Source organism: Frigoribacterium sp. 9N (assembly GCF_902506305.1).
In the GTDB taxonomy this organism is placed as follows: domain Bacteria; phylum Actinomycetota; class Actinomycetes; order Actinomycetales; family Microbacteriaceae; genus Frigoribacterium.
Genome location: NZ_LR733392.1, coordinates 1,204,239 through 1,215,890 on the forward strand (window position 1 = coordinate 1,204,239; position 11,652 = coordinate 1,215,890).

General features: G+C 72.8%; 14 protein-coding genes. 9 read left to right on the forward strand and 5 right to left on the reverse strand.

Translation table 11 applies throughout. The features are described 5' to 3' along the window. The first annotated feature begins 100 nt into the window (after positions 1-100). On the forward strand, positions 101-778 hold the full coding sequence (locus tag ARTHRO9V_RS08675; protein WP_159826651.1) for an SDR family NAD(P)-dependent oxidoreductase: 678 nt from the start codon (positions 101-103) through the stop codon (positions 776-778). Between the two features lie 50 nt (positions 779-828). Here ARTHRO9V_RS08675 and ARTHRO9V_RS08680 read toward each other — a convergent pair whose 3' ends face one another. Together ARTHRO9V_RS08680 and ARTHRO9V_RS08685 are read right to left on the reverse strand one after the other, a co-directional pair. Beyond that, positions 829-1,743: an oxidoreductase gene (locus ARTHRO9V_RS08680; RefSeq protein ID WP_236556982.1), complete on the reverse strand. Its 915-nt coding sequence runs from the start codon at positions 1,741-1,743 to the stop codon at positions 829-831. Continuing rightward, a complete protein-coding gene (locus tag ARTHRO9V_RS08685; protein ID WP_056044367.1) occupies positions 1,740-2,318 on the reverse strand; it encodes a molybdopterin-dependent oxidoreductase in 579 nt (192 codons plus the stop codon). Before ARTHRO9V_RS08685 ends, ARTHRO9V_RS08680 begins: the two co-directional genes overlap by 4 nt. A 175-nt stretch (positions 2,319-2,493) precedes the next feature. Between ARTHRO9V_RS08685 and ARTHRO9V_RS08690 the strand changes: the two genes are divergently transcribed. From ARTHRO9V_RS08690 to ARTHRO9V_RS08705, 4 genes are all read left to right on the forward strand, one after another. Next, positions 2,494-3,114 carry a superoxide dismutase gene (locus tag ARTHRO9V_RS08690; protein ID WP_055976080.1) on the forward strand — a complete coding sequence of 207 codons (621 nt, stop codon included), beginning with the start codon at positions 2,494-2,496 and terminating at the stop codon, positions 3,112-3,114. Between the two features lie 166 nt (positions 3,115-3,280). Continuing rightward, entirely contained in the window at positions 3,281-4,540 is a 1,260-nt protein-coding gene (locus ARTHRO9V_RS08695) for a sensor histidine kinase (protein ID WP_159826653.1), read from the forward strand. Beyond that, a complete protein-coding gene (locus tag ARTHRO9V_RS08700; RefSeq protein ID WP_159826655.1) occupies positions 4,537-5,274 on the forward strand; it encodes a response regulator transcription factor in 738 nt (245 codons plus the stop codon). The genes ARTHRO9V_RS08695 and ARTHRO9V_RS08700 overlap by 4 nt, the downstream gene beginning before the upstream one ends. Next, on the forward strand, positions 5,271-6,236 hold the full coding sequence (locus tag ARTHRO9V_RS08705) for a hypothetical protein (RefSeq protein ID WP_159826657.1): 966 nt from the start codon (positions 5,271-5,273) through the stop codon (positions 6,234-6,236). The genes ARTHRO9V_RS08700 and ARTHRO9V_RS08705 overlap by 4 nt, the downstream gene beginning before the upstream one ends. A 43-nt stretch (positions 6,237-6,279) precedes the next feature. Here ARTHRO9V_RS08705 and ARTHRO9V_RS08710 read toward each other — a convergent pair whose 3' ends face one another. Continuing rightward, positions 6,280-6,957 carry a ScbR family autoregulator-binding transcription factor gene (locus ARTHRO9V_RS08710; protein ID WP_158612885.1) on the reverse strand — a complete coding sequence of 226 codons (678 nt, stop codon included), beginning with the start codon at positions 6,955-6,957 and terminating at the stop codon, positions 6,280-6,282. Between the two features lie 214 nt (positions 6,958-7,171). On the opposite strand from ARTHRO9V_RS08710, the gene ARTHRO9V_RS08715 reads away from it, so the two are divergent. Next, on the forward strand, positions 7,172-7,648 hold the full coding sequence (locus ARTHRO9V_RS08715) for an N-acetyltransferase (protein ID WP_201298926.1): 477 nt from the start codon (positions 7,172-7,174) through the stop codon (positions 7,646-7,648). Here the strand turns inward: ARTHRO9V_RS08715 and ARTHRO9V_RS08720 are convergent. Beyond that, the gene (locus tag ARTHRO9V_RS08720) at positions 7,638-8,609 is read right to left on the reverse strand and encodes an EamA family transporter (RefSeq protein WP_159826659.1); all 972 of its coding nucleotides are present in this window, start codon (positions 8,607-8,609) and stop codon (positions 7,638-7,640) included. The two genes, ARTHRO9V_RS08715 and ARTHRO9V_RS08720, sit on opposite strands and share 11 nt — an antisense overlap. Before the next feature lie 71 nt (positions 8,610-8,680). Here ARTHRO9V_RS08720 and ARTHRO9V_RS08725 point away from each other — a divergent pair, with 71 nt between their 5' ends. From ARTHRO9V_RS08725 to ARTHRO9V_RS08735, 3 genes are all read left to right on the forward strand, one after another. Continuing rightward, the gene (locus tag ARTHRO9V_RS08725; RefSeq protein ID WP_159826661.1) at positions 8,681-9,580 is read left to right on the forward strand and encodes a LysR family transcriptional regulator; all 900 of its coding nucleotides are present in this window, start codon (positions 8,681-8,683) and stop codon (positions 9,578-9,580) included. Between the two features lie 89 nt (positions 9,581-9,669). Continuing rightward, complete coding sequence (locus ARTHRO9V_RS08730) at positions 9,670-9,921, forward strand: type II toxin-antitoxin system Phd/YefM family antitoxin (RefSeq protein WP_054145051.1); 252 nt, start codon at positions 9,670-9,672, stop codon at positions 9,919-9,921. Then, a complete protein-coding gene (locus ARTHRO9V_RS08735) occupies positions 9,918-10,178 on the forward strand; it encodes a Txe/YoeB family addiction module toxin (RefSeq protein ID WP_159826663.1) in 261 nt (86 codons plus the stop codon). Before ARTHRO9V_RS08730 ends, ARTHRO9V_RS08735 begins: the two co-directional genes overlap by 4 nt. 10 nt (positions 10,179-10,188) lie before the next feature. Here the strand turns inward: ARTHRO9V_RS08735 and ARTHRO9V_RS08740 are convergent, their stop codons facing one another. Further along, on the reverse strand, positions 10,189-11,481 hold the full coding sequence (locus ARTHRO9V_RS08740) for a M23 family metallopeptidase (RefSeq protein WP_159826665.1): 1,293 nt from the start codon (positions 11,479-11,481) through the stop codon (positions 10,189-10,191). Between the last annotated feature and the right edge of the window lie 171 nt (positions 11,482-11,652).

Sequence of the window (11,652 nt, forward strand, 5' to 3'; positions counted from 1 at the left end):
CGCTCTACGCGGCCACCCGGCCACGCGGCCACGCGGCCACGCGGCCCGCGTACCCCTCCGGCTGGGTGCCGCCCCGCGCCTCCTCGGTTGGATGGGTCCCATGACGACACTCGCGATCATCGGTGCAGGCAAGGGGCTCGGCGCTGCCGTGGCCCGACGATTCGGCGCGGAGGGCTTCAGCGTGGCCCTCATCTCCCGCCACCAGGGCAGGCTCGACGCCCTCGCGGCCGAACTCGAGGCCGACGGCGTCACGGCCCAGGGCTTCACCGCCGACGTGCGCGACCCGGCGAGCATCGCCGCCGCGCTCGAGCAGGCGACCGAGCAGCTCGGACCGATCCAGGTCATGCAGTACAGCCCGCTGCCGCAGAAGGACTTCATGCGTCCCGTGCTCGAGACCATGCCCGCCGACCTGGTCGGTCCGGTCGAGTTCTCGATCTACGGGCCGGTCGCAGCCGTGCACCAGGTGCTGCCCGACATGCGGTTCCTGCCCGACGGCGGCGGCACCATCCTCTTCGTCAACGGCGGCTCGGCCGTCACGCCCGGCGCGAAGGTGACGGGCACCTCCATCGCCTTCGCCGGGCTGACCGCCTACGCGCAGCTGCTCCACGACGAGCTCGCCGGCGAGGGCATCCACGTCGGTCAGCTGATCATCCCCGGCGGCATCGAGCCCGAGAGCAGCGACAAGAGCCCGGAGGCGCTGGCCGAGTTGCTCTGGCAGCAGCACGTCACGCGCGGCGACTTCCGGACCACGGCGCCCGAGAAGGGCACGCCCGCCTGACGCCCGGCGTTCGGGTGGGGGCTGGTACCTCCGCCGGACGGCCGGCGGCCTCAGACGCCGCCGAAGCGTTCGGTGCGGACGCGGGTCGGCGCGTGCCCGAGCTCGACCAGCCAGCCGGCGACGACCGCCACGAACGAGTTCGCCCCGCAGACGTAGACCAACGGATGCTCGGACGCGGGCAGCACGAGCCGCTCGAGCTCGTCGCGGGTGAGTCGGCCCGCCGGCCGTGCGTGCCCCTCGGGAGCCGTGCGGCTGAAGACCCAGTCGACCACGAGGGGCGCTCGAGACCCCGTCGCGTCGCGAGCCGAGGAGGCGCGCGCGGCCTCGTCCAGCTCGCCGACGTACCACCGCGAACCCGGGTCGCGCACCGAGGCGAGCAGACGCATCGGGGGTGCGTCCCGGCCTCGGGTCCGCACCATCGCCATCAGCGGCGCGACGCCCGAGCCCCCACCGATCAACTGCACGGGGGCCGCCGTCGGCGGGGTCGCCCCCTCGGGCTCGGGCAGCACCGCGTGGACGGCCGAGTCGGGCTCGAACTCGGTCGGCGGCCAGACGAACCAGCCGCCGATCGGGCCGCGCACTTCGATCGGATCGCCGGGTTCGGCCGCGTCGACCAGGTAGGGCGAGACCTCGCCGTCGTCCAGGCGCTCGACGGTGACCTCGATCTGCGGGACCGGGCCCGCCCCTCCTGCGCCCCGCGCCCCGTCGCGGCCACCGGAGGCCCTGACGTCGCTCAGCGAGTACGACCGCACGGCCGTGTACCCGTCGTCCGCGGTCAGCCGCAGGTCGACGTGCTGGCCGGCTCGCGCGGGCCGGAGGCCGGGCACCGCGAGGGTCAGCGACCGGGCCCGCGGCGTCTGCGCGACCGACGACACGATCGTGGCGGGCAGCCAGGCGTACGGATCACCCGCAGGGTCGAGCCCGGTGACGCCGCCGACCCCGGGGTCGGGAACGGGGTCGCTCACGCGTACCGTTCTTCCTTCCACGGGTCGCCGTGCGGGTGGTAGCCCATGCTCTCCCAGAAGCCGCGACGATCAGTGGCCATGGTCTGGATGCCCTGCAGCCACTTCGCGCTCTTCCAGAAGTAGAGGCCGGGCACGAAGAGGCGCGCGGGGCCGCCGTGTTCGGCGTGCAGCGGCTGCCCCTCGTAGGTGTCGACCACCCAGGCCTTGCCCCCGAGCAGCTCGCCGAGCGGCAGGTTGGTCGTGTACCCGCCGTGGCTGGTCGCCATCGCGAACTCGTGCGTGGTCTCGAGGCCGTCGAAGAGGGTGTCGAGCGAGACGCCCCGCCAGTGGGTGCCGAGCTTCGACCAGCTCGTGACGCAGTGGATGTCGGTCTCGATCGCCTCGTGCGGCAGGGCCTGGAAGTCGGCCCAGGTGAGGGAGCGCTGCCCGGTCTCGGTGGCGACCTGGAGCTCCCACCGCTTGATGTTCGGCGTGGGACCGGCCGACAGGACCGGGAACCCGCTCTCGAGGTACTGCCCCGGGGGCAGTCGCGGGTCGGCCGCGCGTCGCCTGCCGAAGCCGGTGAATCCTGCCATGGTGCGCCTCCTCGGGGTGGAGCGGGGTCGTTCGCGGGTGCGTCGTACGCCCGTCAGCCTACGCACGACCCCCGACGGCGCCGGGCCGCGAGGCTGCGTCCGCGCTGGGAGAACGTTGACCCCGGCATGGGTGGAGGTCGTACGGTGGATGCAGGTCAATTCGAAAGGACCCCACATGGCTGAGTACACCCTGCCCGATCTGCCCTACGACTACTCCGCTCTGGCGCCGCACATCAGCGCGAAGATCATGGAGTTGCACCACTCCAAGCACCACAACACCTATGTCACCGGCGCGAACACGGCCAACGCCGCCCTCGCCGAGGCCCGCTCGACGGGTGACCTGGCGAACGTCAACAAGCTCGAGAAGGACCTCGCCTTCAACCTCGGTGGCCACGTCAACCACTCGATCTTCTGGACGAACCTCACCCCCGAGACCAGCGAGCCCACCGGCGACCTGCTCGAGGCCATCGGCCGCGACTTCGGCGACCTCGAGAAGTTCAAGGCCCACTTCACCGCCACCGCGCTCGGCGTGCAGGGCTCGGGTTGGTCCGTGCTCGCGTACGACGTGCTCGGCCAGCGCCTCAGCGTCTTCCAGCTCTTCGACCAGCAGGGCAACGTGCCGTTCGGCCTCGTCCCCCTGCTGATGCTCGACGTGTGGGAGCACGCCTACTACCTCGACTACCAGAACGTGCGCGCCGACTACGTCAAGGCCTTCTGGAACATCGTGAACTGGAGCAACGTCGAGGCCCGCCTCGCCGCCGCGACGACCAAGACCGACGGTCTGATCACGCTCTAGTCCCTCCAGTCCCACCACGCCGACGGCGCGTCCCCACCCGGGGGCGCGCCGTCGCCGCGTCCCCGGGGCCCGACGGCTCGTCCCCACCCCGGCGCGTTCGTCCTCAAGGATGAAAACCCCGCAGGAGGCGCGCGCGGCCGGTCGACGACGCCTTACGGTCGTCGACATGGACACCATCCCCGACGACCTGCGCACCTGGGTGCCGCGCCTCGCGGCCCCCGTCGCCGCCGCGGTCTTCGTGCTGCTGTGGACGATCGCCGAGGCCGGCCGGGGCGAGATCGTCGAGAACGTCGTCCTGTTCGGGCTCTTCGGCCTGGCCGTCGGCCTCGCGGTCTGGATGCCGTGGACGTCGATCGGCCTGATGGTGACGATCCCGGCCCTGCAGCTCGCCGGCTGGGTGCAGCCCCCGACGGACACCACCTGGCCCACGTACCTCGCCCTCGCGTTCGTGTCGTTCTTCGCGGCGTTCGCCCGCTCGGTCGCCGTGCGGCTGGTCCCCCTCGCCGCCGCCGGCCTCGCGTCGGGACTCGCCGCGATCGCGATGGCCGTGCCCACCCTCGCGCGACCGTACGTGTGGTCGTCGTGGGTCGGCGGCGGCCAGGGCACGAAGACCGACGTGATCACCCTGGCGGCCTCGCTCTTCGGTGCCGCGGCCGCGGCCTGGGCGGTCGGCATCTTCCTCTCGAGCGTGCTGCGGGTCCGCCGCATCGGGCAGGTGCTCGAGCGCACCGAGACGCGCTTCCACGAGACGGATTTCGAGCTGCGCCTCGCCCACGACCGTGCCCGGATCTCCCGTGACGTGCACGACGCCCTCGCCCACTCGCTGGCGGTGATCGTGTCGCAGGCGCAGGGCGCCCTCGCCTTGTCGGCGACCCGTCCCGAGGTCGTCGAGCAGGCGCTGCGCACGATCGCCGACGTCGGCCGCACCTCGTTGGTCGACGTGCGGCACCTGGTCGAGCGCATCCAGCAGGACGCCGACGACGTGACGCCCCGCGAGACCCTCGCCGACCTCGACCGACTCGCGACGACGATGCGCGACGTGGGCATGACCGTCACCCTGCGGCACCTCGGCGACGCCTCCGAACTGTTGCCCTCGCAAGAACTCGCGGTCTTCCGCATCGTGCAGGAGAGCCTGACCAACGCCCTCAAGCACTCCGGCTCGTCGAGCACGGTCGACGTCGCCCTCGACTGGCGGGGGCCCGGCCTCGCCCTGCTGGTGACGTCGTCGGGCGACGACCCGCTCGTCGCCGCCCGCCGCGGCACCGGCCGGGGCACCGGCATCGCCAGCATGACCGAACGGGCCCGGCTCGCCGGTGGCTGGCTGACGGCCGAGCTCGGCGACGACGGCGTCTTCGTCGTCACCGCCTTCCTGCCGACTCCCGAACCGATCGGACTCCTGCAGTCCTGGACGGAGCAACCCGCATGACCGACGTGACGACCGCGACGACGCGCACCGCGCCTCCTGCCCTCGTGAGGGTGGTCGTCGTCGACGACCAGCCGCTGTTCGCCTCCGGGCTGCAGATGCTGATCGAGGCGCAGGCCGACCTGGTCTGCGTGGGCACGGCCGTCGACGGGGCGGCCGGGGTCGCCCTGGTCGAGCGTGAGCGGCCCGACGTCGTGCTGATGGACCTGCGCATGCCCGTGATGAACGGCCTCGAGGCCACCACGCGCATCGTGGCGGCGGCCGGCACCGACCCCGACTCGGCCCCGCGCGTCGTCGCCCTGACCACGATCCAGCGCGACGAGGCCGTGTTCAGCGCGTTGAAGGCCGGGGCCTACGCGTTCCTCACGAAGGACGCCACGCCCGACGAGGTGCTGACGACGATCCGCGCGGCGGCGGCCGGCGAGCCCGTCCCGACCACGGCCGCCGCTCTCGACGTCGTGCACGCGTTCGCCGTGCCGACACCGTCGCCGAAGCGGCGGACCGAACCGCTCGAGGTGCTCTCGCCCCGCGAGCGCGAGATCTTCCTGCTCGTGGCACGGGGCCTGAGCAACGCCGAGATCGCCGAGAGCGCGTGGCTGAGCGAGGCGACGGTCAAGAGCCACGTGCGCGCCGTGCTGCAGAAGCTCGGCATGCGCAACCGCGTGCAGATCGTCGTCTTCGCCTACGAGAACGACCTGGTGGGCCCGGCCCGCGACGACGAGGGGGCCACGCGATGACCGACGAGAAGAACGTCCCGACCCGCGACGTCCCGCCCGGCGGCGTCTCGCCTCGACAGCGACGCGCGAAGCGGGTGACGCTCGCAGCCGTGGTCGCGGTGGTGGCCGGCGTCGTCGCCTACGGCATCCCGGCCAACGCCGCCTACGCCCTGCCCGACCTGCCCGAGAAGGACGTCGACGCGTGGACGATGCCGCTCGACCGGTACGTGCCGGTCGGCGAGACCTCGTCGTCCTACGCCCTCCTGCTCGTCGCGCAGCAGTGCATGATCGCGGCCGGTCACGACGACTTCGTGGTGCCGTGGCGGGACGTGGCGGCGGGCGACCGGGCGGGCGAGCTGTCGATGAACGGCTCGCTGCGCCTCCGGGCCTTCGACCTGGCGACGGCCGAGACCCGCGGCTACCACGCCCTGTCGGTCATCGACGCGGGGGCGGCCGCCTGGTCCGAGTTCTCGTCGCAACCCTGGACGGACGAGAGGTCCGCCCGGTTCGACACCTGCGTGCAGCGCGCCCGCGGGACGGTGCCGTCACTGGACGACTACTCGAACCGCACCCAGTCGCTCGTCCGCCTGAACAACGCCGCGTTCGAGGGGGCCCGTGACGACCCCACGGTGACGGCGACCTGGGACGACTGGCGCGGGTGCATGCAGGACGCCCGGGTGGGCGACGTGGCCTCCGACCCGTCGGGCATGCCGACCCTCGAGATGGCCGACCGGTTCGAGACGCTCGACTCGAGCACGTCGCCGACCGACGACGAGATCGAGATCGCGACGGCCGACGCCCGGTGCCGTGAGTCCTCCGGCTACCGCGACGCCCTCTACGAGGCCGAGTGGCAGCGACAACTCACCGTGCCGCACGACGACGGCGAGCTGCTCTCCGCGATCGACACGGCGGCCCTGGCCGCGGACAACGCGGAGATCCGGCGGGTGCTGGCCGAGCTCACCCCACCGCGGCCACCGTCCTGACCCGCCCCCTCCTCGAGGGACTAGGAAACCGGTCGGCCAGTATCTAAACTGGGTCCACAGAGGACACGTCGGGGGACGGGGGAACGTCCGACGGCCTGATCAGCGGGGGCAACGAGCTGGTCAGGCCTTCGTGCCCGGGGGCCACGACCGTCGGCAGCACGAACGCCCACATGTCGCGCAGCCGGTCGAAGAGGTCGGCGCGGGCGGTCAGGGCCTGCGACACGATGTGCACGCCGGCGTACGACCCGACGACGAAGCGGGCGACGCTCTCGACGTCGGTGTCGGCCCGGAAGTCGCCCTCGGCGACCGCGCGCTCGACGAGCCCCGAGATCTGGGCCTGCCAGTCGAGGTACGGGTGCTCGACCCGGAGGTCGCGGCTCGGCGACTGGGTGGTCAGACGGATGCCCGCCGTCACGAGCACCTCGGTGGTGAGCTGCGTGGCGAGCGACGCGCACGAGAGCATGAGCGCCTCGGCACCGCTGCCCGCGGTCTCGGACACCCGGTCGGCGTAGGCGCGCGAGAGCGCGTGCTGCTCGGCGATGACCGCGTTCGCGAGGTCGGCCTTCGAGCGGAAGTGGAAGTAGAGCGCACCCTTGGTCACGGTGGCGGTCTCGGCGACGAGGTCGAGCGAGGCCTCGCTGTAGCCGTGCTCGTCGAAGACGACGGCGGCCCCTCGGATGATGGCGGCGCGGGTCGCCTGGGCACGTTTCTGCTGGGGCATCGGGTGGGTCTCTCCTGCGGGTCGAGACGGTGCCCCTGCGAGGCACCGCACGGCCGCCCCCCGCCGGCCGCTGCACACGTTACCGGGGCGACCTGCGCCCTCCGACCGTCGCCGGGGTACGCGTGGCGAAGCGTTTCGGGGTACGACCGACCGGTCCGCCTGCGGCTCGTGACGTCGCGTGCCGCGCATGGTCACGGCGCGCTAGCGTGCGGGCATGACGCTCAGCCTCGTGCCCATGCCCACCTCCCGCCTCGTGCCCTGGATGCGACGCTCGACCGCCGAGTACGAGAAGTCCCGCGTGCTCGCCGGCGAGACCCCCGAGCAGGCCGCCTTGGCCGCCCGACGCTCGTTCGGCGAGGCCTTCCCCGACGGGGCACCGGCCGAGGGCCACCTCGTCTACGACGTCATCGACGACGCCCGACCGGGTGAGCCCGTCGGCATCCTCTGGATCGCACCCCGCGTGCCCGGCTCGTCGGACTGGTGGGTCTTCGACGTCGAGATCGACGAGGCCCACCGCGGTGCCGGACTCGGCCGGGCGACGATGCTCCTCGCCGAGCAGGCCGCCGCCCGTCACGGCGCCGAGACCCTCGGCCTGAATGTGTTCGGCCACAACGAGGTCGCCCGCCACCTCTACGAATCGCTCGGCTACGAGACGACCGCCGTGCAGATGAAGAAGCCCGTCACCGCCTGAGGGGCGACCCGGGAGGCGCGGTGTCGGTCTCGGGGACGGGCACCGGCTCGGGCGGGGCGACCCGCGCCTCCTCGGGGTCGCCGTCCGCGGCGCGAGCCCTCGGCACCCGGCTGGCGTAGAGCACGCCGCCGACCACCGCGACGCCGGCCACGAGCTCGACCAGGTCGGGCACCTCGCCGAACGCCAGCCACGAGGCCAGCACGCCGACCACGGGCACGAGCATCGAGAACGGTGCGACGGTCGCCGAGGGGTAGACCGAGAGCAGGCGCGTCCAGATGCCGTAGCCGACGACCGAGGCGATCAGCACGAGGTAGAGCAGGCAGAGCACCGACGGCAGCGCCTCGAGCGTGAAGACCGTGCCGAGGCTCTCACCGATGCGCTCGGGGCCCTCGACGACGAACGACAGGGCGAGCATCGGCACCGGCGCGACGATCGACATCCACAGCGTCAGGTGCATCGGGTTGGGCGGCGCGGCCCGTCGGACGGCCACGTTGCCGATCGCCCAGCCGAGCGCGCCGCACAGCGTCAGCACGACGGGGAGCAACGCGGCGATCTGCGACCGGTGCCCCGCGATGACGACGAGCCCCACCACGGCGATGCCGATGCCGATCGCCTGTCGGCGGGTGATGCGTTCCCGGAGCCAGAAGCCGGCGATCACGACCGTGAACGGTGCCGACGCCTGCAACACGAGCGAGGCGAGACCCGAGGGCATGCCCGCCGCGATGCCGAGGTAGAGGAAGGCGAACTGCAGCATGCCGAGGGTGGCCCCCACGAGCAGGAGGCGCGACCACGGGATCGCCGGACGCGGCACCAGCAGCACGGTCGGCACCGCGAGCAACGTGAAGCGCAGCGCCACGAGCAGGAACGGCGGGAAGTGCTCGAGGGCGATCGCCGTCACGGGGAAGTTGATGCCCCAGCAGACGGCGACGACGAGGGCGAGGAGGCGGTCACGGACGGTCACGTCTCCATCGTGGCGTGCCCGACCGTTCAGGACCAGCGCAGATCCCCGCGTGCACTTTGTAGGCTGCCTTCATGGACCTGTCCCATCTCGACCTGCTGCGGGAACTCGCCGACCGCGGCAGCGTCACCGCCGTCGCGACCGCCACGCACCGGTCGCCCAGCGCCGTGTCGCAGCAGCTGAAGACGGTGCAGCGTCAGCTCGGGGTCGAGCTCGTCCGTCGCGTCGGCCGGGGCGTCGTGCTCACGGAGGAGGGCCGGGCGCTGGCCCGGGCGTCGGTCGGGGTCGCGACCGCGGTCGCCGAGGCCGAGGCGGCGTTCGACGCCGTCCGCGGAGGCACGGGTGGCGTCGTGCGGGTGTCCGTGTTCGCCTCGGCGGCCGAGCTGCTGCTGCCCGGAGTGTTGCACCGCATGCGGTCGCACCCGGGCATCGAGCTCGACGTGGCCGACCGCGACGTCTCCGAGGACGAGTTCGCCCCGCTGACGGCGGACTTCGACGTGGTGCTCGCCCACCGGTCGGACGGCGTGCTGCCGCCGGGCCGAGCGTCGACGACCGTCGTGTCGCTGCTGCGCGAACCGCTCGAGGTCGCCCTCCCCCTCGGCCACCGACTGGCCGACCGCAGTCGGGTGGCCGTCGACGACGTCATCCGCGAGCCCTGGATCGGCGTGCCCGAGGGCTACCCGATCGACCGCGTGCTGGTGGCGATGGCCCTGCAATCGGGCGTCGCACCCGAGGTCGTCCACCGCACGGTGCACCTGCCCCTGATCGAGAACCTCGTGGCGGCCGGTCACGGGGTCGCCCTCGTCCCACGCCACACGTCGGCCTCGCGGGCGCCCGGTCGGTTCCACCTCGCGACGCTCGAGAACGTCCGCGCCGGGCGCCACCTCGAGGCGCTGATGCGACCCGACCGGGCGGCCCGGCCGGCCGTCCGCACCGTCGTCGACGAGATCCGGGCCGAAGCCGCGTCGATCTGACGAACCGATGGACGAGGCGCGCGAAGTCTCCTCGCCGTCTTGTGACACGGACCTCTCGGACGTACAATTTCCTGTACTCAGGAGGAACGATGAAGACACTCACCTATTCCGAGTCGCGGGCGAACTACGCAGCGACGCTCGACGCGGTCATCGACGATCGCGAAGAGGTCGTCATCACCCGCGCCGGGCACGATCCCGTCGTGCTCGTCGCGCTCGACGACTACGAGTCGTTGAAAGAGGCGGCCTACCTCTTGCGCAGCCCGGCCAACGCGCGGCGCCTGCTCGGCGCGATCGAGCGTCTGAGCGAGGGCGGCGGGAGCGAGCGAGAACTGCACGGATGAGGATCGTCTTCGACGACGACGCCTGGGACGACTACGTGTACTGGCAGACGCAAGACCGGAAGGTGCTGAAGCGCATCAACACCCTGATCCGCGACATCGAACGCAACGGGAACGAAGGCATCGGCAAGCCCGAGGCCTTGAAGCACGGCTTCCACGGATTCTGGTCTCGCCGCATCACCGACGAGCACAGGTTGGTCTACAAGGTGACCGAGACGGACGTCCTGGTCGCGCAGTGCCGCTACCACTACTCCAGCTGAACTCGGGTCGTCAGCGGACGCCCTTCGACGCGAGGAAGACCACGGGGTCGGTCGGGACGCCGCCCTGCCGCACCTCGAGGTGCAGGTGGCAGCCGGTCGAGCCGCCCGAGGTGCCGACGCCGGCGATGTTCTGGCCGGCCGCGACCTGCTGGCCGACCGAGACGTAGATGCCGTTGCGTTCCATGTGGGCGTAGGCGCTGCTGACCCCGCCGCCGTGGTCCACGACGATCAGGTTGCCGTAGCCGCTCGACGGCCCGGCGTAGCTGACGCGACCGGCCGAGACCGAGTAGATCGGCGTGCCGCAGGAGGCCCCGAAGTCGGCTCCGGCGTGCAGCTTGTACTCGCCCGTGATCGGGTGGATGCGGTAGCCGTAGGCCTGGTACGAGCCGAACGCGCGGATGGCGGCGACCCACCCGGTGCCCGGGTCGGGCACGGTGACGCCCGGGCCGGGACCGCCCGTGCCCGGCGCGACGGGGCCCGTGCCACCACCCGCGGCGGGGGCGGGACGCGCAGCGGCGGCGGCGGCCGCAGCCGCGGCCGCCTGTGCCTGCGCGTAGGCCTGCTCGAGCGTCATGCGGTCGTCCTCGAGCAGGGCGACCTGGGCGGCGAGGGTGGCCTTCTCGTCGTCGACGGCCGCGAGGTCGGCCTCGGCCGTCACGCTGGCCGCGGCCGCCTCGTCGAGTGCGGTCTGCGCGTCGGCCGCGAGCCGGTCGCGTTCGGCGAGCGCCACGGCGGCCTGGTCGGCCAGCGAGGTCGCGAGGTTGTCGGCGGCCTGGGCCCGCTCGCGGAGGCGACCGACGTTCTCGCCCAGCTTGCTCGACAGGCTCAGCCCCTTGAGCACCTCTTGGGCGCCGTCGCCGGCCGCGAGCAGGTCGCCCACCATGCCCCCGCTGCCGGGGCGGGCCAGCAGGGCGGCGGCCTGGCCGACGACCCGTCGTGAGGAGTCGGCGGTCTCGCGGGCCTCGGCCCGGCGCGTCTCGAGCCGCTCGTGCCGTGCGGTCGCCTCGTCGACGGCGGCCTGGGCCTCGCCCAGCACGCGTCCGGCCTCGTCCGCCGAGGTGCGGGCGGCCTCGGCACGGGCCGAGGCCGCGTCGAGCGCCGTCTGCAGGTCGGCGAGCGCCTTCTTCTTGGCGGACTCGTCGTCGCGGGCGGCGAGGACGGCCTGCCAGGTCGGGGCGGCGGCGATCGCTCGGTCGGGGACGAGGAGCGTGGCGAGCACGGCCAGCACGAGGGCGACGGTGGCTGCCGACGTCCGGCGGCGGAGGGGGCTCGAGAGGGGAACGGGGCGGACGGAGTGGGACATGGCTCTCTGTCTGTCTGGTGCACGCGTCGCGTGCGGTGGTGCAGGGGCGTCCGCGCTCGGGCCTCGCGGAGCACCCACACTACCGAGGCGCTCCGGGACGGAAGCGGCGTGCTCGCCCCGCACCGCGCCTCCTCGGGGCGGTCGCCGGGCTGGGGACGAGACGTCGACGCG

Coding starts and splice junctions, on each gene's coding strand:
- ARTHRO9V_RS08675 (WP_159826651.1), top strand. CDS start 101: ATGACGACACTCGCGATCATCGGTGCAGGCAAGGGGCTCGGCGCTGCC.
- ARTHRO9V_RS08685 (WP_056044367.1), bottom strand. CDS start 2,318: ATGGCAGGATTCACCGGCTTCGGCAGGCGACGCGCGGCCGACCCGCGA.
- ARTHRO9V_RS08690 (WP_055976080.1), top strand. CDS start 2,494: ATGGCTGAGTACACCCTGCCCGATCTGCCCTACGACTACTCCGCTCTG.
- ARTHRO9V_RS08695 (WP_159826653.1), top strand. CDS start 3,281: ATGGACACCATCCCCGACGACCTGCGCACCTGGGTGCCGCGCCTCGCG.
- ARTHRO9V_RS08700 (WP_159826655.1), top strand. CDS start 4,537: ATGACCGACGTGACGACCGCGACGACGCGCACCGCGCCTCCTGCCCTC.
- ARTHRO9V_RS08705 (WP_159826657.1), top strand. CDS start 5,271: ATGACCGACGAGAAGAACGTCCCGACCCGCGACGTCCCGCCCGGCGGC.
- ARTHRO9V_RS08710 (WP_158612885.1), bottom strand. CDS start 6,957: ATGCCCCAGCAGAAACGTGCCCAGGCGACCCGCGCCGCCATCATCCGA.
- ARTHRO9V_RS08715 (WP_201298926.1), top strand. CDS start 7,172: ATGACGCTCAGCCTCGTGCCCATGCCCACCTCCCGCCTCGTGCCCTGG.
- ARTHRO9V_RS08725 (WP_159826661.1), top strand. CDS start 8,681: ATGGACCTGTCCCATCTCGACCTGCTGCGGGAACTCGCCGACCGCGGC.
- ARTHRO9V_RS08730 (WP_054145051.1), top strand. CDS start 9,670: ATGAAGACACTCACCTATTCCGAGTCGCGGGCGAACTACGCAGCGACG.
- ARTHRO9V_RS08735 (WP_159826663.1), top strand. CDS start 9,918: ATGAGGATCGTCTTCGACGACGACGCCTGGGACGACTACGTGTACTGG.
- ARTHRO9V_RS08740 (WP_159826665.1), bottom strand. CDS start 11,481: ATGTCCCACTCCGTCCGCCCCGTTCCCCTCTCGAGCCCCCTCCGCCGC.